Genomic DNA, 22797 nt, shown 5'->3' with positions numbered 1-22797 from the left:
GACTGACGCCAAGTCGCCCAAGGGTAGGCGTAGTGAGAGTCACGCATCATTCCCGGGCTCGGCACGCCCCAACAATCAACCCTCAGAAACCTTACTTGATCTTGACGACAACCTTTCCTTTGGCGCGTCCTTGAGCTAAGTACTCAAGCGCTTCCTTGGCCTGTTCAAACGGAAACACCTTGTCAATCACAGGATGGATGCGTTCTGACTTGTGAACCGCCCCGAGTTTTGTGGAGGCTCCAACTCTTGAGAGAATGGAGCCATGAACAAGAAGCCAAGCAAGTTTTCCCCGGAAGTCCGAGAGCGCGCAGTGCGCCTCGTACGCGAGCAGCGTAGCGAGCACCCGTCGATGTGGGCGGCAGTCGAATCGATTGCGCCGATGATCGGCTGCACGCCGCAGACGTTGTTGGATTGGGTTAAGCGCGACGAGGTCGACCGTGGAGAGCGCGATGGCGTGAGTACGGCCGAGCGTGAACGCATCAAGGCCTTGGAGCGCGAGGTCAAGGAACTGCGCCGGACCAATGAGATTCTCAAACTGGCGAGCGCGTTTTTCGCCCAGGCGGAGCTCGACCGCCGTTTCAAGTCCTGAAGGCCTTCATTGATCAGCATCGCGACACCTTCGGGGTCGAGCCGATCTGCAAGGTCTTGCGGATTGCCCCGTCGGGCTACCGACGCCATGCAGCACAACTTCGCGATCCGTCGAAGCGCTGCGCCCGCGCGAAACGCGATGAGCTTTTGCAACCGGAGATCAAGCGTGTCTGGCAGGCCAACATGCAGGTCTACGGCGTGCCGAAGGTCTGGAAGCAGATGAACCGGGAAGGCATTGCAGTGGCACGCTGCACGGTCGGACGGTTGATGAAACTGCAGGGCTTGCGTGGCGCAGTTCGCGGTAAGCGTGTTCGCACGACGATTCCCGAGGTGACCGCGCCGCGCCCGCTGGACCGAGTCAACCGGCAGTTCAAGGCTGACCGACCGAATCAGCTCTGGGTGTCGGATTTTACGTATGTCTCGACATGGCAAGGCTGGCTGTACGTGGCATTCGTGATCGACGTGTTTGCCCGCCGTATTGTTGGCTGGCGCGTCAGCTCGTCGATGACCACGGACTTCGTTCTGGATGCACTTGAACAAGCGCTGTACGCCCGCCAACCGGGTGAGGACGGGACTTTGATTCATCATTCCGACAGAGGGTCTCAATACGTCAGCATCCGCTACAGCGAACGGCTGGCTGAGGCCGGCATCGAGCCGTCGGTCGGCAGCCGGGGCGACAGCTACGACAATGCGCTGGCCGAGACGATCAACGGCCTGTACAAGACGGAACTGATTCATCGGCGCGCCCCTTGGAAAACGAGGGAATCCGTCGAACTGGCAACGCTGGAATGGGTCGCCTGGTACAACCGTCATCGGCTGATGGAACCGCTCGGCTATATCCCGCCTGCTGAAGCTGAGGCAAACTACTACAGGCAACTCAGAAATGCCGCTGACGTGTCCGCATTAACTTAAACCAACCAGCCTCCACGATTCCCGGTGCGGTTCATTGAGCAGTTTGCCGATCTCGGCGAGTTGAGCACCGTCAGGGCGGACGAAGAGAAATGAGTAGGTGACGTCCCGCTTTTTCGCAAGACGCATGATCTTGCGGCTCATTAGGCCGAATACGAACCTCAGGACGAAGTTCAGCCCGCGAGCACGGGCGAACGCCGCGTCCAGCGGCCCGATAAGAGAGACGACCTTGCTTCCGGTATTCAGGATGCCGATTGATTTCTCAATCGCATCACCCCTGATCGTACCAATCACCACATCGTAGCCGCGCAACACTTTCTCGAACTCTTGCTTCTTGTAGTCGACTACCTCGTCCGCACCCAAGTTTGTAACCAATGGGATATTACCCGTGCTGGTGTTGGTCCCCACTTTAGCACCAAAATACTTGGCCAATTGGATCGCAAAAGTGCCAATGCCGCCGGACCCCGCAGGAATGAATACCTTCTGACCCGCCTGAAGATTGGCACGTTCCTTCAGCGCTTGCCAGGAAGTGAGTGCGACCATTGGAACTGAGGCGGCCTGCACGAAGTCGAGATTATCCGGTTTTGGGGCTGCTGCACTCTCCGGTACAACGGCGAATTCGGCGATAGATCCTCTTCCAAGGTCGAACAGACTTGCAAAGATAGCGTCGCCTTTCTTGAAGCGGGTTACGCGACTGCCAACATCGATCACAATGCCAGCCAGATCGCTACCCATAGTTGCGGGCAGTTGGAACTTCAATACGGGTTTGAACATTCCCGTCGGAATCATGTTGTCGATCGGGTTCACCCCCGCAGCGTGAACTTCAACCAGCAGTTCGTCGGGCTTTAGCGTGGGGCGCGGAACTTCCGCGAACCCAATCTCGGGTGATTTGCCATAGCGTTTGAATGTGAGTGCTTTCATGTTGCTCTTACTCCGATGTTGCGTTGTATTGTGAAGGCGCTGGACTGAGCCGCGCTCACGCCCACGGTTGGAGAACTACCTTGCCCATGGTATGACGTCCTTCGAGCAGGCGATGTGCTTCGGCGGCTTGCGAGAGCGGTAACACCATTTCTGTTTGCAGCGTCACTTTGCCGGATAAGACCAGTCCGATGAGTTCCGACAGCGTCGACTGAATCAGCTCGGAGAAAGCCAGGTACGCGCCGACATAAAAACTGGTGATGGTGTGGTTGGGGACCGTCAGAGTCCATGGATCAATCAGGCTGGATTTGCCACTCGACTGGCCGATGAAGATCAAGCGCCCGAACGGCGCCATAGACTTGAACGCCTCGGCAAGATTGTCACCACCGGCTGTCTCCAGGACTATATCGACACCCTTGTCGTTGGTCAGCGCGCGTACTTGAGCGGCCCAATCGGGGGCTGTATAGTCTACGGTCGCATCCGCCCCCAAACTTTCGGCCAAGGCCCGTTTCGCAGGGGTGCTAGCGGCAGCGATGACCTTGCCCGCGCCATAAAGCTTGGCAAGTTGTACGGCGAGCGAACCTACACCGCCCGCAGCAGCTTCTACCAATACAGTTTCGCCAGGTAGAAGTCGAGCTGCCTTGCGAAGTACCAAGGCAGCGGTCAAACCGTGGGCAACCAACGCCGACGCGCGTACAGCGTCGAGCCCGGGTGGCAGCGGTATCACAATGCCAGCTGGCACACGGGCGTATTGAGCATATCCCCCCGCTCCTGGGGCGGCCATCACCGGCGTACCTACAGGGAGCGAAGTCACCGCCTTGCCGACAGCAGCGATTGTGCCGGCCACCTCGGCGCCGAGCGTGAACGGCGTGGGGGACGGCTCGGGATAGTCGTCGCCGCGACGACGCATGACATCGGCGAAGTTCACTCCAGCCGCTTCGACGCGAATGAGAACCTCGTCGTCGGCGAGTGAGGGATCTGGCACATCCTCATAAACCAGAGTTTCAGGGCCTCCAGTCTTATAAAATCGAACTGCTTTCATTTCCTTCTCCAAATTTCGATGATGTTTTCGTCAAAGCGCGTCGTCGACGAATTTCGGTCGATAATCATGCGCGCTCTTCCGGGGTTCACGAGAATCGTCATACGCCGCGGGTCCACAAAGTATTCATTGCGATAGGAACTCAAGTGCCGTGGGTACGAAGCTGGTGTAATGCTGGAAGATTCCACCGTGGCCGGCGTCCTGATAAATGATGAGTTGTGCATCGGGGATGCGGTGGGCCATATCGTGGCTCAGAGCGGTGGGCACCATGATGTCGTTATCCCCATTGGCGATCAGGACTGGCATAGGCAGATTGGTGAGGTCCTGGGGCGCCTGCTGGCCCCAAGCCTTGATCGCCCTGAGTTGATGGAGGAAGGCGCGAGGTGTCGGCCCCTTGTCACGGCCAGTCTTACGTTCCTTCAACCGCTTCAAGAAGGCGCTTGCTGCCCGACGGCCATTGGTTGTGGAGGTGAAGAACAGATAGGCCTTTGGATCGCGCAGCGTTAACAGACCTTTCAGCATAAGTGGCCAGGACACGGCACCCACACGATCAATGCCGTGACCACCGGCGGGACCCGTGCCAGTGAGGATGAGCTTGCGCACCAAGCCTGGCGCCTTGAGAGCCACGTCCTGCGCCACGAATCCGCCAAGCGAGAAGCCAAGCAGATCGACTCGATCAAAACCCATTGCGTGAATCAGCGCAATGGTGTCGCGCGCCATCTCGCCCACGGTCACCGGAGCGATACCGCCGGATAAGCCAATTCCACGATAGTCGACGGCGATAACTCGATGCTTGTGAGCCAAGCCATCGACGATGCGCGGGTCGAAGTTGTCCAGCACGGCTCCCCAATGATTTAGTAAGACTAAAGGAATTCCGCCGTGCGGACCCAGTTCGCGGTAGGCGAAGGTGGTTCCAGCCGCCTTGACGAAGTTGTTCGGTGCTCGAGCAAACGACGTTGCCGATTGGGTGTCTGGGTTGATGCTCTTCATCATTGACTCCTTGGGTTCTACTTTCATATGTCGAGCATCATGCTGACGGGTAAAAAAAAAGCGGTCGAAATTCAATCCGCGCCGCAAGCAAGATGCTCGAGAGCTGCTTCAAGCATCGAGTCGGACAACGGCTCTTCGTCGACAGCCCGCGCCAGGATCACGGCCCCAATCATCGTTGCCGCGATCGCCAAGGCACGCTTGTGCGCGTCGGGCTCGCCCCAATCGGCCGATTGGCGGGAGACAACTTCGATCATGTCTTTGATACGGCGCGTTATGGCGCGTCGTACAACCGGCGCTTGACGCGGCATCTCCGTTCCCAGTGCGGCGATTGGGCAACCGGCCTCCGGGTTCTTTACATGCTCCTTGGACAGATAAGCTCGTAAGAGCGCCCGCAGGGCATGCTCGGCGGGCACGGCGGCCGTACAGCGCGAAAAGGTGGCGATGGCATCGGCGCCTGCGCGATCCGCCAGTTCGACCAGCATTGCCTCTCTTGACGCGAAATGTCCGTAAAACCCGCCGTGGGTGAGGCCCGCTTGCTTCATGATGTCGGCAATGGCGACGCCGTCATACCCGCTGCGACGGATCACGCGCGCGCCAGCGTCGACGATGCGCTCGTGCGTGGCTTCCTTTGATCGGGTGATGGATCGTTTCATTGGACGTTCATCAGCGATGAGTTTCTAATCGCAAGCCCTCGGCGCTCAACTGCGCGCCCGCAGACGACGCGTGCGAAACGTTCCCCAGCCGCTGGTGAATGCAGACTTCAAGAATGCCGCAAGCCCGCTCTCGCCGGGACGCGGTTCTCTACCCCTCGCAATGCGCTTGAGCTGGCGCGTGTACCACAGCACCTCCATGATTCCGATGCGATCGATAGCCTTGAGGCCGGTACTGATTGGGTGCACCTGCTGCAGGCTGTCGCGCCCTTGAAGCAACGCGACGGGGGCATCAGGATCGATCGCGAGCAGACGCGCCAAGCCCACCACATCCAGCGCGCTGGAGTGCAGCGCCGCGTTCATGCCGGCAGCCGTGCGGAAACCACCGGTCACCATCAGTGGCACTTTGACTGCTGCGCGCACCTTCTGGGCAAATTCAAGGAAGTAGGCTTCTCGGGCCGCGGTGGATTCCTTCTTCGGTTCTCGCATCGCCCCGCTCATGGCCGGCGCCTCATAGGTACCGCCAGAAATCTCAATCAGGTCGATCCCCGCATCGGTCAACGCGCGGATTGTCTCGATCGATTCCTCTTCCGTAAAACCACCACGCTGGAAGTCGGCCGAATTGAGCTTGATACCAACCGGGAAGTCTGGACCGACCTGCCGGCGGATTTCCTCATATACGGCCAGTACGAAGCGGCGCCGCTTCTCGGGACTGCCACCCCATTCGTCGCTGCGGCGGTTGTGGTGCGGAGAAAGAAATTGGCTAATCAGATAACCATGTGCTCCATGGATCTCTACGCCACTGAACCCGGCCTTCTTGCAAATTGCCGCACTTCGCCCGAAGCGTTCGATGATTTCTTGAATCTCGGACGTGGTCGCTTCGCGTGGTGTCTCGAAGAATGCTGCCATGTCCTCGCGGAAAGGAACCGCAGAGGGCGCCAGGTTGAAGGCGTTCAAACCCTTGGTCGACTGCTTTCCGGGATGGTTAAGTTGGACCCAGATCGACGCCCCCTGCGCGGTTGCAGATTCCGCCCACTGCCGCAGCACGGGCAAGTCTGCCTCGTCTTCGATTACGACATTCCCAGGCTCGCCCAAGGCGCGGCGGTCGATCATTACGTTGCCTGTCATGATCAGTCCGAGCCCCGAGGCAGCCCAGCGTCGGTACAACTGCACCAGGTCCAGTGTTGGGCGATTATCGTAGGTTCCCAGGGTTTCACTCATGGCGGCCTTGGCGAGCCGGTTACGCAGAGTGCTGCCATTGGGCAGGCGCAGTGGCTGGTTAAGCAGATCTGGTTTCATGGCAACTCAGAAAACGGTGCGGTCGTAAGGCAAGACGACTTTCGGAGGCTGCAGGAATGCCGTAAGGCCCTGGAACCACAACACTTCCCGGAAGTCACCACTGATGGTCAGGTCTTTACTGCCCACCCCCCTGAGGAAAGCCGCTTGGGCGTCCTTGGCCGACAGAATCTCGAAGCCTTTGGCGGCACTAGTAAAGGTGAGCGTAAATCGAGGAGTCGCTGCCAGCCCCGAAAATGATCGGACGGTGCCATCTTTGATAACAAAGTAGCGCCCGGCACCTGAAACCGTACGAATCTGGAATACCAGGCTCTTGGACGCGACGTAACGCGCGGCGCTGGCGTCGCTCCTGATCTTGCGTCTCAGCATCTGGGCAAACGCCCACAACAGGAACTTGAACTTCAGCATTTCTGACCATCCTTTTGACATGCAAAAAGCGCGTTCGGACTATGACGACCGTCGCGTCACTCGCTCAGGAACTGAATTGCGTGACCCAAGAAGCGTTGCGGGTACTGGAACTGCGCGGCGTGACCGGCGTCCGGGTAAATGAACAACTGAGCGTTTGGCAAGTTGCGAGCCATGTAGAACGAATTAACCGTCGGGACCATCACGTCGTTCACGCCGTTGAGGACGAACGTCGGCTGCCGGATGCTGCGCAGATACGCAAAAGGATCGTCTTCCGAGAGCCTCGGCATGTACAGCATGTTGGCCTCGATCTGCGCGATCGAGACCTCCGGCGAGGACGGTGGATCTTGGTCGGCTCGCATATGACGCCGTTCCCAGAACTCCCTTGCTGCCCGCTCAGCCTCTGCTGATCGGCCGAAGAACAGGTAAAGGAAGTCTTCGAACGCCGGGATCGGATTGACTGCTGTTGTCAACACGCGCTGCTCCATTTCGGGATTTCCGCCCCGCGGCCCGGTACCCAGCAGCATCAGCTTGCGCACGAGTTCGGGATGGCGCCAGGTCAAGTCCAGCGCCTGAAACCCTCCCAACGAAAACCCCAGAACGTCGATTTGCTGCAAGCCGAGTGCGCGAACGAAGGCCGCTGCGTCATCGGCCATGTCCTCAATGCGAGTTCGTGGTTGCCCCCCTGAGGACGCGACGCCGCGACCGTTGTAGAGAATTACTTCGCGGCTTTGGGCAAGCCCATCCGTCATTAGTGGATCCCAGTTGTCCATGCCTCCGCGAAAATGCTGCAGGAACAGTAACGGCGGCTGCGAAGAGTCAGCCTTACCCCAGCGGCGGTAGGCGAATCGAGTACCGTCGACATCCACGAAGCGCGTGGGCGTAGTGATATGGTTGTCAGTCATGTATTCACCTCTTGAGGACGTGTGTCGAGATGTCGGTCTCGTTGCCGCAGCTTCAATGCGCCAGAACTGCCAACGCTTGGAGGCGCAAAGTCCTCGTGGTATTAGTCCTTCCACCGTTTTCTGCGATCGCCGCATTGACCTCGGAGAAACGTAACCCGGGGTGCAATATCAGCATGCAGGAAACGGCTCTTCGCAGATCACGCACGACCTGGCTCGCACCAAAAGCAGAAACGGCAATAGTCAGGCATCGAGCTGATACCGCTCAGCCGCGTGTGCTTGTCGAATGTCCGACATCAGTCCCTGACGAGCGCCATCCAGTGCGTCCCACCGCCCGGCCACGTGCAGCGGTGGGATCGTGACCAGTTCGCGGCGGTCGAACCCAATCAGTGCCGCGTCAACTAACTCTCCGACCTCCATAACCTCAGGAAGCGTGTTCACGTCAACCCCGGCGCGCTCCCAGATCTCCGTGCGCGTCGCCGCCGGCAGTACCGCTTGTACATAGACGCCTTTGGGCGATAACTCGAGGTTCAGGCCCTGCGACAGGAACAACACGAATGCCTTGGTGGCACCGTAGATCGACATGCCGAATTCGGGTGCGAAACCTACAACCGAGCCAATATTGACGATCGAGCCATCACCGGAATGCGCAAAGCGTGGAGCGACCGCGGCTGCAAGCCTCGTCAGCGCCGTCGTGTTGAGCGTGATCAGGCGTTCGATGCTTTCAGGGGTTTGCTGCAGGAAGCCGCCCGACTGAGCCACGCCGGCATTGTTGATCAGAATTCCTATTCGATCGTCATCGCGCAGACGAGCCTCGAGCGCGGACAGATCGGTGGACTGGGTCAGGTCGGCCTGCAGCACTTCTACCGCCACACCAGTTTCCTCCCGCAGGCGCGCTGCCAACGCATCGAGTCGCGCCTTGTCGCGGGCGACGAGCACGAGGTCATGGCCACGTCGAGCGAAGCGCTCGGCGTAGGTGGCACCGATGCCACTGGAGGCGCCGGTGATGAGGACAGTCGGAAGCGTGGTCATGGGTACTTTCCTTTGCAAGGGTTCTTCTGGCGGAGGCTCGATCAAAAGCACGAGCCTTAGCCGGAAATCGTCGGGTAATCGATGTAGCCCACCGCGCCACCGCCATAGAGCGTCGCCGGGTTGAGTTGCGTCAGGGGTGCGCCGTGCTTCAGGCGTTCGACCAGGTCCGGGTTGCTGATAAACGGACGGCCAAACGCGAACAAGTCGGCTCTGCCCTCATTGAGTTGAGTGGTGGCGAATTCCAGGTCGTATCCGTTGTTGGCCAGATAGGTCTGCTTGAAACGGCGGCGCAGCGCGTCATAGTCGAATGCCGCCACATCGCGTGGGCCGCCAGTCGCACCTTCGACCACGTGCAGATAGACGGTGCCTTGCGCGCTGAGCTGTTCGGCGATGTAGTCGTACTGCGCTTGCGGATCGCTGCAGGAAATGCCATTGGCCGGCGAAACGGGCGAAATGCGCACGCCGGTGCGTTCCGCGCCGATTTCCTTGACCACCGCGCCGACCACCTCGAGCAGCAGGCGCGCACGGTTTTCGATCGAGCCGCCGTAGTCGTCGGTGCGCTGGTTGGCCCCGTCCTTGATGAACTGCTCCAGCAGATATCCGTTGGCGCCGTGAATTTCCACTCCGTCGAAACCAGCAGCAATAGCGTTGGCGGCAGCCTGTCGAAAGTCGTTCACGATGCCCGGCAGTTCGGCGAGCTCCAAGGCACGTGGCTCGGACACGTCGGCAAATCCGTTGTTGACGAAAGTCTTCGTCTCGGCGCGGATAGCGGAAGGTGCGACCGGCGCCGTACCGCCAGGTTGCAAGTCAGTGTGCGAGACGCGGCCCACATGCCAAAGCTGCACGAAGATGCGCCCACCCTTGGCATGTACGGCATCCGTGACCTTACGCCAACCAGAGATCTGCTCGGGCGTGTACAGGCCGGGAGTGTCCTGATAGCCCTGGGCCTGAGCCGAAACCTGCGTGGCCTCGGTGATGATCAGCCCGGCCGAGGCGCGCTGAGCGTAGTAGGTCGCGGCATGCTCGCTGGGCACTAACCCGGCTCCAGCACGATTGCGGGTCAGCGGTGCCATGACGATGCGATTGGTGAGCGTCAGGCTACCGAGGGCGTACGGCTCGAAAAGCGATTTCTCTGACATGTTGTTCCAGCGTTCGGTGTTGGGAATGACTCAATGATGATGGTCATAATCCAACATGTCAAGACTTTGATGACGACCGACATCAATGTATAGTCGGACTTCATACAGAAACTCGTCCACGGAAGAGGAAAAGTGAAGGTCACTAAGGCACAGGCCCAGGCCAATCGGGCCCACGTTGTTGAAACTGCGTCCACTCTATTCAGGGAGCGCGGCTATGATGGGGTCGGAGTAGCCGATCTGATGGGAGCAGCTGGTTTTACTCACGGCGGCTTCTACAAGCAATTCCGCTCGAAGGCCGATCTGATCGCGGAGTCGGCCGCCTGCGGCATGGCGCAGACCGTTGCGCTGTCGGCTGGGGTCGACACATCGGAGTTTGTGCGACTGTATCTCGCGCGCGAGCACCGGGACTCGCGTGGAACCGGCTGCACGATGGCTGCGCTGGGTGGAGATGCCGCGCGTCAATCCGAAGCCGTCCGCGCCACATTCGCGGACGGCATCGAAAGACTGCTGGCGGCGCTGTGCCAAGAACGTGGTTCGTCGGACGGTGCAGACTCGGCGGAGGCGCGAGCCAACTGCCTCGACATCATGGCGCATGCGGTCGGCGCCATTGTGTTGTCGCGCGCGTGCCCGGATGATTCCCCACTGGCCGACGAAATTCTGACGGTATGCCGCGACAAGATCCTCGCGACTCTAGGGCCGTCGGCGGCAGCATGCGAACCGGCGCACGATCATGGTAACGACAGCTCCGCTAAGCAAAAGTGACATGGGGCACCGATGGCCCCTTACTGGACGGTGTTGCATTTCAAGGAACGGGGGCTTCCAACCACCGATACACTTGCGGGGCCGACTACCGTTCTTGTCTTTGATCATTCGGCTCCAAACCGTCCATGACCCACGCATGGATAGCCGTTAATGTTCCGAGGTCGAGATCCTTGGGATCGGTCGCACCGAAATATTGAATCCATTTTTTGAATATATCGGCCTGCCCCACGGCAGACGTGCCACTACAGAAAGTATCGATCATGATGGAATCCTTATAATTATTGATGTTCTAAAATGACAGACTGACACCACGCTCGGCGCGAATCGGGAAACTAGCCGTCTACTGCCTCAAACTTGCCGTTCTTCGCACTACGCGAGCCCGCCTGGAAGGATCGAGCGCCCTTGTGGGCGCCACCTTCATACTTATTTGCCAAGGAACTCAAGCGCTTTTGGCACGAAGTCCGCGTAGAACTGAAACACACCGCCATGGCCCGAATCAGGGTAGATGATGAGTGTGCTGTTCGGCAGTCGCCGCGCCAAATCCTCGGAGTTCTTGCTTGGAACCATCCGATCGCTATCGCCGTTGACAACTAACACTGGGTTCTGCACCACCGACAGGTTCTCTGGCTCTTTCCCCCCCCATGCGCGAATCGCCTCCAGTTGAGCCCCAAAAGCGGTCAGGGAGATTTTCTTGTCTCGGTTTTCCGAACGCTCCTTCAAACGCGCCAGAAACGCCTTTCCTGCTTCGATACCGTTTGGTGTACGGGTAAAGAACAAGTACTGCTTCGGATCCTGGCCAGTGAGGAACCCTCGAAGCATGTCGTAGAAGGTAACGCCAGTCACCGCACTGATGCCCTCCCCGCCGGCAGGCCCCGTTCCCGCGAGAATAATTTTGCGGACGAGTTCCGGCTGCTTCAGCACGACTTCCTGTGCAACCATGCCGCCCATCGAAAATCCAAAAAGATCTACCTTCTTGAACCCCATGGCCTTGATGAAGCTAATGGCATCATCAGCCATCTGCTCAATCGAATCGGATGGCGAGCCACTGGAGGCCCCGACACCACGGTTGTCGAACGTGACCACGTGATGCTCCGCTGCGAGGCCGTCCACCACTCGAGGGTCCCAATTGTCTAGCACGGCAGCCAAATGAGTAAGGAAGATCACCGGTGTACCACCATGCTCCTTCCCGAGTTCTCGATACGCGAAGTCCACACCTCCTGCAGCGATGGTCTGCGTCGGCACGTCCTTCCAAGTGACCTCGAGTTCCTGTTTTTGTATCGGTGTGCTCACCTTCTCGTTATCTGACGATACCTCGCCTGCCTGAACTGGCGAGTAAATGAGAGTTACGGCCAGGGATAGTCCGATGACACCCGACTTCAGTAGATGGTGCATTGCATTGATCTCCATGGTCATCCTTCGACGACGCTAATAGTGGAAAAATCGTATCAGCGGTCAAGCCCGCTTGTACCTAGTGCGACACCTGGAGCTGTCCAGCGCCGGTACAGCTCAGCGAGTGTGGGCGTCACATGGTTGTCGCACCTATCTAATGCCTCACTTATGCCGGTTGCTGTACACGCTGCCATTGGGCAGGTGCAAAGGCCAGTTCAACGGCATGCCGTTAGTTGTAAGCGGACTGGTCATGGGAGACACTCGAAAGATGGGGAGCGTGCGAAGACTTCGCGGGAATGTGGGACATCGCATGCTCAGTCAGCGCCGTGATAGTGAGACTCGGATTCACACCAAGGTTGGCACTGAGCATCGAGCCGTCACAGATCAGCAAATTTTGATAACCGAAGACGTGGTTCTGAGCGTCCATCACCCCGCGCTCGGGTGAGTCCGCCATTGCGCATCCGCCCATGCAATGCGCCGTCGTTGGAATGTTGAATAGAATTTCGGTCAGCAACGTCGTTGGGATACCACCCAGTGCCTTCGCACCCTTTTCAACAAAGCTGTTGGCTTCAGGGATGAAGGTAGGGATCGGGCCACCTTCAGTGCACAATTGCTTGCCAAACGGCCAATACCAGCGACGCTTGAACTGCATGTTGATAAAGGCGTCCACCGTCTGCATTACTACGAACAGTATGGTCTGGCGTGCAAATCCGACGGGATTGTGCACGCGCATTGCTTTCACCGGATGTGTTACCAGCGTCCATAGCCAGGTAAAAATCCGCGTCCACCCGGCACGCCCGCCAGATAGTAAGGTCATCATTAGACCTGTAGCGTCCGAACCTTCCGGATAACGCACCGCGCCAATGTGCGTCCGTTCGTCGATATAGACGCCGGCGCCACCGGCTACGCCGGGCGACATGCTCTTGTCTTTGGCCGGAAAGCGCACACCGACGAGAGACTCGGCATTTGTGCGCACGCGCTTGCCGAGGTCATCACTGATGCGCGGCAAGGAGCCGCTCTGCTTAAGGCGGAACAACAATTCCATCGTGCCTAATGAGGACGCGGCAAATACCACCCCGCGGCAGCGGAAACTGCGTCGTTGCTTATTGAACCATGTGGTCGAGCGCTCAGTGAAGACTTCGTAGCCGTTGCTTCCGTCTTCCTTACCGTCGAGTGGGCGCACGTCCACCACCCTGGTTTCGGCAAAAACCTGTGCCCCACGCTTTTCAGCAAAATAGAGATAATTTTTGTCGAGCGTATTCTTGGCGTTGTGCTTACAACCCACCATACAGCCACCGCAACCGACACACGTCCCGCGCTCCGGACCTTCGCCCCCGAAGTAGGGATCGGCGTAGGTTTTGCCACCAGCCTCACCGTTTGGCGCAAAGAACGTCGCCACACGGCCGTTGTGAAACGTATCGCCTACGCCCTGCAAGTCCGCCATCTTCTTGAGCCGAAAATCGGCCTCGCCCAGAATTCGGTTCTCGGTCACCCCGAGCATTCGTTCAGCCATGGCGTAGTACTGGGGCATGACGCGCTTCCAGTCCTTCAGGCCTGCCCACGAACCCTCGTCCCAAACCTTTTCGGGCGGCACCAGTAAGGCGTTCGCGTATGTGATGGAACCACCACCGACTGCGTTTCCGCTCAACACCATGACGTGGCGGAACAGCCGCATGTTGTAGAAGCCGAACATCTTCAAACCGGGTCGCCACATCCAGCGCCGCGCGTCCCAGTTGGTCTTAGGAAAATCTTCTGCCGTCCAACGCCGCCCCATCTCCATCACACCAACCGAATAGCCCTTTTCAGTAAGACGGCAGGCGGACACGCTACCACCGAACCCTGAACCGATGACAATATAGTCAAAATCATATGAAGTACTCATCTGGAGCACCTCGAGCCTTCTCCGGTCCGGGTCTCCACACCCACATTGGCGAATAGGACGTTCATGGTTTGTCTCCGTTTCCTGGTTCTAGTAGTCTGCAGCAGCGTAGTCGACGAAGGACCGCGATCCACAACGATCTCATGGGGATAGATCCGCACGAATGAAATCATCGTCTCCCATCATTCAGGTATCCGTACTGATAGGAGACGACCCCGTACAGTCCGCCAACCGTCACACCGCGTTAGCTTGGGCGCAGTATCGGACCGCCCCAGACCGGTGCGAAAGGCACAAATGCGGAACCGACGTTACGACCACCGACAACACTATACGCTTGGTATAGCACAATGACTATACAAACAATATAGTAGAATGTGTAGTGCGCGCTCAAAACCCCGAGACTGGAGAAAACGTATGGATCCGGTTACGAAGTTGACATCGCGAGCCCTCAAGGTCGCGCTACCGTTTGATCAGACCGCCGCGCGTGCCGTGGCGTCTCTGCGCGAGAAGGCGCGACAACAAATACCCCTTTCGCTGCGGCAACGATCGCGCGGCCGGTCATCGCCTTACGGGACGACCCGACGTGCGCGCCGGGTGTGTTGCCCCGAGGAGGTTCAGGACGTGACCCAACGGATACCCAACGCGGCGGCAGATTCACGATGGCAGGGCACGTCTTGTCTGGAAAATCGTCCCTACGGATGCTGTTGTCCGCAAGGCGTCCGTCAATTTCCCGTGTGAGCAGTGACGATTACCTTCCAACCGGCTTTGCTTAAGCAGGGCCTTGTACAATGTGACATGCCAAACAAAACCTACGGTCAACTTTGCCCAATGGCCCGGGCATTGGACGTCCTCGGCGATCGTTGGACGCTTCTCGTGATCCGCGAACTCTTGCTAGGCCCGAAGCGGTTCAAGGATCTGCTAGCGATTTTGCCGGCCATGGGTGCGAACCGGCTGTCCGAGCGCTTGGCCATGCTGGTAGAGAACGATGTCATCCAACCGACCACGTTGCCAACATCCGCCGCTACGCCAGCTTATGAACTGACGGAAATGGGCGAACAACTGCGCAAGCCTGTGATTGCACTCGGGCTCTGGGGTCTGCGCCTGCCGCTCGATAAACGTATCGATCAGTCCACGGCCCGTGCGGAACTCATCGCACTGTGCTTGACGGGGTCAAGCGATCCAGCCGCGAGCGCCGGCTTACAAACATTGTATGAGTTTCATGTGGGCGCGGAGGTTTTCCATGTCCCGGTGAACCACGGAAAGGTGCTGATCCGTTCCGGCCCCAGCACAGAGCCCCCCGACGTCAAGATACAGTGCGACATGGGGACTTTCATGGCCCTGGCTTTGCGCGAAGTCACTCCTACGCAAGCACTCCGCGAAGGGCGCGTATCCCTCCTGCAAGGTAGCAGGCAGGCGTTCACACAGGTATTCAAGGTTCTTGAATACAAGCCCTGATGTCTTGCCGGAGCTCGGCCGATACTCACAAATATCCAAAGCTTCAGATACCCACGATTAGGCACAGTTCCCGGTTATGCCCAGCTCGTCGACCGGTGTCCGCCAGCTTTGGATCGCCGGCGACGAGACTGTAGATAATCAGAGCTGTTGCAGGAAGGCAAGCACGCTATCGGAAGGCTTGAACCGGAACGAGGCGGCTTCCGCTGGCGCCAGTTTCTCGAGTGCTCGCTGCTTCGTCTCCAGATCAGCGTCGATGTAGACGTGAGTCGTTTCGATGCTCTCGTGCCCGAGCCAGAGAGCGATGAGACTGATGTCGACGCCCGATTGCAGCAGATGCATGGCCGTCGTGTGGCGCACGACATGCGGCGAAATGCGTTTGCCAATCAGGCTCGGGCATTTCAAGCCAGCCTGATTGACGGCTTGCTGGAGGATGTAATCGACGCCGTTGCGCGACAGTTGCCGGCCGCGATGACTGGGAAACGCGATCGGCGTGCGGGTGCTCTCCAGTTCATGGAACCACGTCTTCAATACCTGGGCCGTGTTTGACCACAACGGGATGCTTCGTTCCTTGCGGCCCTTGCCCATCAGGTTGATCAGCGTGCTGCCGCTGAACTGGACCTGCTCTTGTCGGAGCGCGGTGATTTCGGAAACGCGCGCTCCGGTGTTGTACATCGTCAGCAGCAGCGCGTAGTCGCGACGACCGCGCCATAGGGACCGGTCGGGTGCTGCAAGCAGCGCATCGATTTCGACTCGGGTGAGCGCCTGCACCAGCAGTCGATCGGTCCGCTTCAACGGAATCGCAAGTACGCGGGTAGCCAAGCCCACCGACTCCGGGTCGCACAGCGCGACCCATCGAAAGAAGCTGTGAATCGCTGCCAGCCTGGCGTTGCGCGATCGCACCGAATTGCGCCGCTCAACTTCCAGGTAGTCAAGAAACGACAGGATCACGGGCGCATCCAGCGCGGCCAGGTGCAGTGACGAAGGTTCAATGTGCGCTTCGTTCCAGACGAACTGGAGCAAGAGACGGAACGTGTCTCGATAGCTCGATACCGTTCTCGGGCTGACATGCTTATGGGCGAGCAGGTGTTCGACGAAGAAGCCCTGCAGCAACGGGCCGATCATAGTGGTGGCCTTCATGACTTCTCTCCCAGACTTGCATACTGCCGGAACGTCGCCGCCGCAGTAGTCAGCAATGCCGGCGTCGCGGTCAGGTACCAGTACGTTTCCACGGGGCTGACATGCCCGAGATAGACGGACAGATTCGGTATCCATTGCTGAACCGGTGCACCCTCCAGGCACCATTGCGTCAGACGCTCGACGGCGAAGGTATGGCGCAGGCTATGCAGCGTCGGCGACCTGGTGCCCGAAGACGGCACCATGCCGAGCCGGTAAGCCGTGCGCGTGAACCAGTTCGCGAAGAATCCGTAGCTGATCGCCGTTCCGACCTCGGACATGAAGAACAGATCCGATAGCCCGGCGTAGCCGAGCTTCTGGCGCAGCAGCACATAGGCCTTCAACTTCTCGGAGGTCGTCGGGTGCAGGGGCACGATTCTCGACTTCCGAAACTTGGTCTCGAGGATCGAGATCCTCGGTGGATTGGCGTCAAGCAGCACGTCGTCGACCGTCAATCGGATGGCCTCGCCCGCCCGGATACCGGTGCTGGCCAGCAGGCCAATCATCGATACGTACACGTGCGGTCGCAATCTGCGACGAGGCCGCATTGCCGCGGCGGCATCCAGAAGGCGGGCGAGCTCCTCCTGAGAGACGGTTTCATAAAGACTGATCGGCCCGCCGAAGGGTATTCCAGCAGATCAGACAGCAACCGAGTTTGAGGAACGCGCCGTGAATGTCTGCACGGCGCTCGAAACGAATACGGAGACGACGGAAGTGATGCAGCCAGGCATGCGTGCGTTCGACGACCCAGCGATATTTGCCAAGGCCGCTGCCATGTTCGGTACGGCGCTTGGCGATCACTGGCTCGATACCGCGATCGCGCAACGCGCGCCGATGTCGCTCGGAGTCGTAACCGCGATCCGCGTAGACCACACGCGGCCGCTGCAATGGGTGGCCACGCAATCCGCGGATCGGCGGAATCGCGTCGATCAGCGGCAGCAATTGCGTGACGTCGTTGACGTTCGCGCCGGTCAGGATCGCGGCGAGCGGCGTACCGTTGGCGTCGGTGACGATGTGGTGCTTGGAACCGGGTCGCGCGCGATCGGTGGGGTTTGGCCCAGTTTTTGGCCTGCCCCAACGGCGCGAATCGATGATGAATCGACGGCGGCTCGTGAGAAGTCGATCTGGTCCGCTGCGCGCAGCTTTGCGAGCAGTAGCTCGTGCAAGCGATCCCAGACACCGGCTGCTTGCCAATCGCGCAGCCGGCGCCAACATGTCACGCCCGAGCCGCATCCCATCTCGGCCGGCAGGTCGCGCCAGCGTAGTCCGGTCTTGAGAACGAACAGGATGCCGGTCAGCGCGGCGCGATTCGAAACAGGCAGGCGGCCCGGGTTCTTCTCGCGCCGCGGCTTGGGTGGCGGCAGTAACGGCTCGATCAGTGTCCACAATTCATCGTCGATGATCGGCTTGGCCATCTCCTCAGTCTCGGTTGTTCCGATGCCTGAGGTTAACAGCTCACCGCGAAAGTTAACAGCCCCACGGGGCCTTTTTGAAACCGTCTCTGAGTGAAGATGTAGGGCCTACGCCGTCGCGGTCGCGCAAGCAATCCGCTTCCGGGAACTTGCGTTTCCGGAACGCTCGCGCGCAGGAAGTACAAAAACCGCCGGGCCGTAGAAAGACGACTTGCCTGCCCGGCCGGACTGCGGACGGATGATGGCCCGCACGCCCAGTCAACCGCAAGCTGCGCGTCGATCGGCCACCTGTCGGCGACGATCGCATACTCAACAAAGCTTCTCAGCACTGCCTTTCTGGCCGCATCGTTGAAGCCGAGCGCCTCCCGAACGGCAAGATAGGCATCAAGGTGGTAGCGTAACTCTGGATGCCCGTTCATGACCGTACTCCCGGCCACGGCAAGGCCACGTGCGCGAGCGTCGCGAGATCGAGCTTCGCATAGATCGCCGTCGTCGCCAGCGAGGCATGTCCCAGCACGTCGGCGACTTCCTTGAAGGTTGCGCCTCGGCATACCATCTGCGTGGCCGCAGTGTGACGCAGCGCATGTGCCGCGGCCGGGATACCCGTCACGCCGGCACGGGTCATCGCTTGGCGGACCGTTCTCGAGACGACCGACGAGTCGAGAATTGGCCCGTACGGTTCCCGCGTACTCAGGAAAACTGCTCTGCAAGCACTGGCGGGGCGTTCGTGTTGAAGATAGGCGCACAATGCTTCGCCGACCTCGCAAGGCAACGGCAGTCGCCGTTCGCGGTGAGACTTTCCAGGACGAACGCGCACGCAGCCCTCGACCCAGTCGATGTCGTCGAGCATCAAATGCGTGAGCTCACAGGCCCGTACGCCCATTCTCGCCAGGACCAGCAACATCGCCCGATTGCGCAACTCGTGGGCGCTGCCGTCGAGCGCCGCTCCGAGCACGCGCTCGGTCTCCTCTGCGGTGAGACGAACCGGCAGAGATGCGTACTTCCACTGGGGCATCGAGGGAATCGCGGCTTCGAGCTCACGGCCCGCCATGCCGCAGAACACCAGATACCGGAGCCAGGCTCGCAGTGCAGTACCTGGCTTCTTGCGCGAGTGTCCGTGAAGACGTGCAGCCTCTTGGCGAACAAACGCGGTGAGCCATTCCGCGCGAGGCACCCACTGGTCACGGGCGATTGCCGGGCAGTACTCCGCCAGGAACCGCCGGACAAAGAAGCGATATTGGCGGCGGGACGCGGCTGCAAGCCCCACGACCTGCGAGAGATGGCGATCGAAATCGCCGACCCAGCTGTTCAGTTCGTCGGGCAGTGCTGCCTGCGCCAAACGCTTGCCGTTACCTCGTGATCGAGTTGCGGACGAAGTCGGAGACGGTGTGTTGTTCATGAGCTTCTCCCGTCGGCCGGAATGGCCGATCGGGGAAGCTTGCTCCGATTATGCGCAGATGGTTCAGATGCCAACTGGCTATGACGGACACCCCAGGGGCTCTGCAGAACTTAACCCGCCACGAGCTGGGCATAACCGGGAACTGTGCCTAAAAGCGTTTATGCTCTGCGGCGCATAATCACGTACCGTGTTCATACCCGCTGCAGCTCCACTTGCTCCACCTCCGCTGCCTGATTGCCCGGCGAAACGCCGGCGCGGACTGGCGCGTCGAACGCGTGGACCGTTGCACCGGGATGGGTAGCGTCCAAGGCCGTCACAGGGCCTGAAGCCGTCGGAATTCTGCTGTGGCGTCGAATTGCATGCGCTCTCCTTGTTGTGTTGGCATGCGGCCGCAGGCCGGTCAAGCGGGAGACTCGCCCCACGAGGCCTGATCGCGCGGCAAGGCGCCCGCTGGATCGATGACCTCCAGGCGATCGGTGTTGTCCAGTTGGTCAACGAACAGCACCAGGTTCGTGCCGCCGGCTGCCTGCGTTGACGAAAACAGGATGCCTTTGGCGCCGGCGGCAATCACCTCATCGCCTAGCACCCAGCTTGGTGGCTCGATCCGCTTGTTGAACCAGTCACGGCGCCAGTCGCAGAAGAACGACTCCCACAATGGCGACCAGTGGTCACCACGAAAGCCCGCCGTGAAATCAACGACGGGCGCGGCCGTCACGCGATAGCTCACGAGCGTGCCAGGCGGTAGCAGCGGCGACAGCTGCTGATACTCGGCCACCGCGGTAGCCACTTCGAGGGCTAGGTACAAAGCCGGCGTGCCGACCCGGTTCGCCCGCCCGCCTGCCTTCGCTGCCCCGGCGCCACTGGTGGGCGCGACCGCCCATTTGGGCTGGTGCATCCGGTACGCGATGATGTCCTGCAGTGGCTTGAGGATCATCCGGCCGCGCCCGCTTCCAGCGACACGATGTAGCGCAGCACGTCCTCGGCCCGGCCGGCGGAAACCAGCGTTTCGGCTGTCTGGTAATCGAACACCGCCAGCGGCTCGTTGCGGTACCAGAACAACGCGCGGTACACGTCACCGGACAGGTCGGTCGCGGCGCGAATCACGCGGATCGCTTCGCGCAGGAAGTGCTGAACCGATGCCGACTCCGGGGCTCGCGCCACGGTGTTTCGGTGAACATGCGCCTGGTCGGCCAGCGTCTGCAGATCGATGTTCAGGGCCGCCACATAGCGTCGTGCCGACAGCACGGGGGCTGCCGTGTCGGGTTCCCGTAGCGAGCTGAGAAAGGCCTCGAAGCTGACGGGTGCCGCACCGGTGGGCGTCGCCGCAGACGCCGCTGGGCTGGGGGTCGCGAGGGTGTTCATGGTGCCGCGCTCCTTTTATGCACAAATCATGAACAGTTATAGCACAGACGGGATTCAAAAGTGGCACGTCTGATAAGGGGAGTTATCAGATGTGGCGCTTTTGCACCGACAAATTTCCCGTGATGCGTCCCTTGAAGTCGGCCAGCATGCCTGCACGTCGTATCGCGCCTGAAGCGCGACCCCGACATGACCGGTGCGCTCACCCGACCACCGACTTTCGCGGAGACCTCGGTATGCCCGATCCCAACCTGCCACCCTTCGTCGAACAAGGGTGGCATACGTGCACCCTATTCTCGCGACCGTTCTGACCAGCACGGCGATTTCCACTCTGTTGTCAGCCGGATTGATCACGTTGATCACCGCCAAGGCGGGGTAATCGTCCTTTTCGTGCAAAATCCGGCCGTCGGTCGATGATCAAGGAATCAGTTCAAGATGCTTCCCGCCGTTCGGAACCGCGTCGACGACCAAGCGGCGATCGAAGGTCGCCAACTTGCCTTTGTGTGCGCGAGCGAGCGCGAGGAGGTAAGTGTCGGTCAGTTGAGCGGAGGACAGTAAACGGGTGGCGTCGACGTGTTTTTCGTCGAGCAGGCTCACATCGTCCGACCAGAATGTGTGCCCAGCATGGGACCGCAGTTGCACAACAAGCGGTGCAACGGATGCAGGAGAGACCATCGTATTCGGGTATTTCGGATTGCCGATAATTCGAAGCACGCCGTTCTCGGTGAGCGGGCACGTGGCCCATGCGGAATGGCCTACCCGGCCAAACCACGCATGCGCCGGCTCGTGTTGAACGTGTGCCGGGTCGAGCAAAGCAATGAGTACGTTGACGTCGAGAAGGTAGGTAATCACAGCGAGTCGTCGCGAAGTTGATTAACGGTATCAAGGGTGACCGGACGGGCGGTCGCGGAAACCGGCATCAACGGCAAGCCGTTTCGGCTCGACTGGTTCGTTGTTCCGCGCTGCAGGGCCGCACGGGCGAGGTCAGAAATGACCTTCCCGATACTCGTGCCGGGCTTTGCACGCTCCCGCGCGAAGGCAAGGACGTCGTCGTCGATATCAATAGTGGTACGCATATTGCGCTCCTTGTAAGCATCAGACATCAATCATCATCATTATAGCGACGCCGCATCAAACATCAAACATCACGCATCAAGTGTGTCGTAAACACCGCTGCCGGGAGCTACACTGGCCGCGCACCTGAAACAACAGGTGCCGGGTTTGGCGACCCGAACGGTTAATGCGCACAGCCGCGTTCTGCGGCTTTTTTGTGCGGTGTGCCTTTGCACGTCGGTTTCTATGGGCGGGCCTGGGTGGGGAGACCTTCGGGTCTGCCGGTGTTCATTAGCCGCCGGTTCGCCAACCCCGCTCTGCGCCCGCTCACCCCGTTTGGCGACGGGAGCGGGCTGAAACCCTGCTAATGAGGCCGCCCATGCACAGCCCCGCGCCTTACCCTCCCCCGCCTAATCGCATTGGTCCTCGCCCTCGGTGCCACGAGCACGTCCGCGTGGATCTTGATCGTCGCGGGTATTGAACGCGGCGGCACATCGGCCGAACGGATCGCGTGGGCCGCTGTTGCCCTCGTCGTCCTACTTGCCGCCCACCTTCTACCCGCCTTGACGCGGGGCGAGCCGCTGCAGATCAAATTGCCTGCGATGGCGCTCTGGTTGGTGTGCCTCGTTGGCGCTGGCTACGGCCACGCGACGCTCTTCTTGTCGGCCCAGCAACACGCTGGTGCGCAGCGAGCAAGCGCAATCGAGACTGTCGAACCGAATGCGCCGACCCAAGCCGAGCTGGGCCGGCCGCGCGATGTCGTCGCACGCGACCAAGCCCGGGTGACGCAATTACTCGCCAGCGCGCGCCGAAAGCTGCCTGACTGGAAGACAACCGGGATCGAAGAACTACACGAAGGAGTTTCGGGAAGCGGTTGCTGCCGAAGCGAACGATCCGAATCGCTCGATTGCCGAGGTAGCGCGTGCGCACGGCTTGAACGCCAATATGGTCGCGCAGTGGCGAAGAAGCTTACTCGATACGCAACCTGCACCGTCACTGCTACGCTCGTTTGAGTGTCGTCTGCTGCTTTAACTGCACTCCGGGGCAC

General features: G+C 59.8%; 25 protein-coding genes, 1 pseudogene and 1 other annotated feature. Of the genes and pseudogenes, 4 read left to right on the top strand and 22 right to left on the bottom strand.

The annotated features are described in order from the left end of the window. Nucleotides 1–91 precede the first annotated feature (91 nt). A pseudogene (locus AK36_RS33455) lies at nucleotides 92–214 on the bottom strand (zinc-binding dehydrogenase); the annotation flags it as partial. A gap of 48 nt (nucleotides 215–262) precedes the next feature. Between AK36_RS33455 and AK36_RS27710 the strand changes: the two are divergent. After that, nucleotides 263–1500 (top strand): IS3 family transposase gene (locus AK36_RS27710; RefSeq protein ID WP_106919311.1). Its coding sequence is split into 2 segments (ribosomal slippage): nucleotides 263–554 and nucleotides 554–1500, totalling 1239 coding nucleotides; the frame shifts between segments, so codons are not numbered across the junction. Continuing rightward, nucleotides 544–660, top strand: a sequence feature (AL1L pseudoknot). (Overlaps the previous gene by 117 nt.) On the opposite strand, the gene AK36_RS27705 is transcribed toward AK36_RS27710, so the two are convergent. The 9 genes from AK36_RS27705 to AK36_RS27665 all read right to left on the bottom strand — a co-directional run bounded on the left by AK36_RS27705 (nucleotide 1492) and on the right by AK36_RS27665 (nucleotide 9868). Beyond that, nucleotides 1492–2418 (bottom strand): NADP-dependent oxidoreductase, encoded by a 927-nt coding sequence (locus AK36_RS27705; RefSeq protein WP_224383415.1) that lies wholly within the window; start codon nucleotides 2416–2418, stop codon nucleotides 1492–1494. The two genes, AK36_RS27710 and AK36_RS27705, sit on opposite strands and share 9 nt — an antisense overlap. Before the next feature lie 55 nt (nucleotides 2419–2473). Further along, nucleotides 2474–3457: a quinone oxidoreductase family protein gene (locus tag AK36_RS27700; RefSeq protein ID WP_045579695.1), complete on the bottom strand. Its 984-nt coding sequence runs from the start codon at nucleotides 3455–3457 to the stop codon at nucleotides 2474–2476. 123 nt (nucleotides 3458–3580) lie between these two features. Beyond that, nucleotides 3581–4444: an alpha/beta fold hydrolase gene (locus AK36_RS27695; protein WP_045579960.1), complete on the bottom strand. Its 864-nt coding sequence runs from the start codon at nucleotides 4442–4444 to the stop codon at nucleotides 3581–3583. A 71-nt stretch (nucleotides 4445–4515) separates the two neighbouring features. Continuing rightward, nucleotides 4516–5097: a TetR/AcrR family transcriptional regulator gene (locus AK36_RS27690; RefSeq protein ID WP_045579694.1), complete on the bottom strand. Its 582-nt coding sequence runs from the start codon at nucleotides 5095–5097 to the stop codon at nucleotides 4516–4518. Nucleotides 5098–5142: 45 nt separating this feature from the next. After that, nucleotides 5143–6393, bottom strand: coding sequence for an NADH:flavin oxidoreductase/NADH oxidase family protein (locus AK36_RS27685; RefSeq protein ID WP_045579693.1), 1251 nt, complete (start codon nucleotides 6391–6393; stop codon nucleotides 5143–5145). Nucleotides 6394–6399: 6 nt separating this feature from the next. Further along, nucleotides 6400–6798, bottom strand: coding sequence for a hypothetical protein (locus AK36_RS27680; protein WP_045579692.1), 399 nt, complete (start codon nucleotides 6796–6798; stop codon nucleotides 6400–6402). Nucleotides 6799–6854: 56 nt separating this feature from the next. Then, a complete protein-coding gene (locus tag AK36_RS27675) occupies nucleotides 6855–7700 on the bottom strand; it encodes an alpha/beta fold hydrolase (protein ID WP_045579691.1) in 846 nt (281 codons plus the stop codon). A gap of 240 nt (nucleotides 7701–7940) precedes the next feature. Beyond that, nucleotides 7941–8729, bottom strand: coding sequence for an SDR family NAD(P)-dependent oxidoreductase (locus AK36_RS27670; protein ID WP_045579959.1), 789 nt, complete (start codon nucleotides 8727–8729; stop codon nucleotides 7941–7943). 56 nt (nucleotides 8730–8785) lie between these two features. Continuing rightward, a complete protein-coding gene (locus AK36_RS27665) occupies nucleotides 8786–9868 on the bottom strand; it encodes an alkene reductase (protein ID WP_045579690.1) in 1083 nt (360 codons plus the stop codon). Nucleotides 9869–10000: 132 nt separating this feature from the next. Between AK36_RS27665 and AK36_RS27660 the strand changes: the two genes are divergently transcribed. Continuing rightward, nucleotides 10001–10630: a TetR/AcrR family transcriptional regulator gene (locus tag AK36_RS27660; protein WP_045579689.1), complete on the top strand. Its 630-nt coding sequence runs from the start codon at nucleotides 10001–10003 to the stop codon at nucleotides 10628–10630. An 85-nt stretch (nucleotides 10631–10715) separates the two neighbouring features. Here the strand turns inward: AK36_RS27660 and AK36_RS33760 are convergent, their stop codons facing one another. The 3 genes from AK36_RS33760 to AK36_RS27650 form a co-directional block, all read right to left on the bottom strand. Beyond that, complete coding sequence (locus tag AK36_RS33760; protein ID WP_155625037.1) at nucleotides 10716–10892, bottom strand: hypothetical protein; 177 nt, start codon at nucleotides 10890–10892, stop codon at nucleotides 10716–10718. 161 nt (nucleotides 10893–11053) lie between these two features. Next, entirely contained in the window at nucleotides 11054–12043 is a 990-nt protein-coding gene (locus tag AK36_RS27655) for an alpha/beta fold hydrolase (protein WP_224383414.1), read from the bottom strand. Between the two features lie 205 nt (nucleotides 12044–12248). Then, the gene (locus tag AK36_RS27650) at nucleotides 12249–13901 is read right to left on the bottom strand and encodes a GMC family oxidoreductase (RefSeq protein WP_045579957.1); all 1653 of its coding nucleotides are present in this window, start codon (nucleotides 13899–13901) and stop codon (nucleotides 12249–12251) included. 792 nt (nucleotides 13902–14693) lie between these two features. Between AK36_RS27650 and AK36_RS27645 the strand changes: the two genes are divergently transcribed. After that, nucleotides 14694–15353: a winged helix-turn-helix transcriptional regulator gene (locus AK36_RS27645; protein WP_045579688.1), complete on the top strand. Its 660-nt coding sequence runs from the start codon at nucleotides 14694–14696 to the stop codon at nucleotides 15351–15353. A gap of 138 nt (nucleotides 15354–15491) precedes the next feature. Here the strand turns inward: AK36_RS27645 and AK36_RS27640 are convergent, their stop codons facing one another. The 9 genes from AK36_RS27640 to AK36_RS27605 form a co-directional block, all read right to left on the bottom strand. Next, nucleotides 15492–16490, bottom strand: a complete 999-nt coding sequence (locus AK36_RS27640) for a tyrosine-type recombinase/integrase (RefSeq protein ID WP_045579687.1) — start codon at nucleotides 16488–16490, stop codon at nucleotides 15492–15494. Further along, the gene (locus AK36_RS27635; protein WP_080938773.1) at nucleotides 16487–17074 is read right to left on the bottom strand and encodes a tyrosine-type recombinase/integrase; all 588 of its coding nucleotides are present in this window, start codon (nucleotides 17072–17074) and stop codon (nucleotides 16487–16489) included. Before AK36_RS27635 ends, AK36_RS27640 begins: the two co-directional genes overlap by 4 nt. 49 nt (nucleotides 17075–17123) lie before the next feature. Continuing rightward, nucleotides 17124–17941, bottom strand: a protein-coding gene (locus AK36_RS32135) for an IS5-like element IS402 family transposase (RefSeq protein ID WP_085954470.1) whose coding sequence is annotated in 2 segments (ribosomal slippage) — nucleotides 17124–17593 and nucleotides 17593–17941 — 819 coding nt in all. Because the reading frame shifts where the segments join, the coding sequence is not laid out codon by codon here. A gap of 32 nt (nucleotides 17942–17973) precedes the next feature. Continuing rightward, nucleotides 17974–18357 carry a hypothetical protein gene (locus AK36_RS33450; RefSeq protein WP_144410681.1) on the bottom strand — a complete coding sequence of 128 codons (384 nt, stop codon included), beginning with the start codon at nucleotides 18355–18357 and terminating at the stop codon, nucleotides 17974–17976. Beyond that, nucleotides 18354–19337: a site-specific integrase gene (locus tag AK36_RS27625; protein WP_080938772.1), complete on the bottom strand. Its 984-nt coding sequence runs from the start codon at nucleotides 19335–19337 to the stop codon at nucleotides 18354–18356. The genes AK36_RS33450 and AK36_RS27625 overlap by 4 nt, the downstream gene beginning before the upstream one ends. A gap of 400 nt (nucleotides 19338–19737) precedes the next feature. Beyond that, nucleotides 19738–20271: an RES family NAD+ phosphorylase gene (locus AK36_RS27620; RefSeq protein WP_011880200.1), complete on the bottom strand. Its 534-nt coding sequence runs from the start codon at nucleotides 20269–20271 to the stop codon at nucleotides 19738–19740. Further along, a complete protein-coding gene (locus AK36_RS27615; RefSeq protein WP_011880199.1) occupies nucleotides 20268–20699 on the bottom strand; it encodes a hypothetical protein in 432 nt (143 codons plus the stop codon). The genes AK36_RS27620 and AK36_RS27615 overlap by 4 nt, the downstream gene beginning before the upstream one ends. Nucleotides 20700–21113: 414 nt before the next feature. Then, nucleotides 21114–21548, bottom strand: coding sequence for a TA system VapC family ribonuclease toxin (locus AK36_RS27610; protein WP_011880197.1), 435 nt, complete (start codon nucleotides 21546–21548; stop codon nucleotides 21114–21116). Then, entirely contained in the window at nucleotides 21545–21772 is a 228-nt protein-coding gene (locus AK36_RS27605; protein WP_043292778.1) for a hypothetical protein, read from the bottom strand. Before AK36_RS27605 ends, AK36_RS27610 begins: the two co-directional genes overlap by 4 nt. A gap of 796 nt (nucleotides 21773–22568) precedes the next feature. Between AK36_RS27605 and AK36_RS32125 the strand changes: the two genes are divergently transcribed. Next, nucleotides 22569–22781: a transposase gene (locus AK36_RS32125; RefSeq protein WP_212170384.1), complete on the top strand. Its 213-nt coding sequence runs from the start codon at nucleotides 22569–22571 to the stop codon at nucleotides 22779–22781. The last annotated feature ends 16 nt before the right edge of the window (nucleotides 22782–22797 follow it).

The sequence above is a fragment of the Burkholderia vietnamiensis LMG 10929 genome (assembly GCF_000959445.1).
GTDB lineage: Bacteria > Pseudomonadota > Gammaproteobacteria > Burkholderiales > Burkholderiaceae > Burkholderia > Burkholderia vietnamiensis.
Note: the sequence above shows the minus strand (reverse complement) of the source record. Positions and strands in the feature narration are given on the sequence as shown.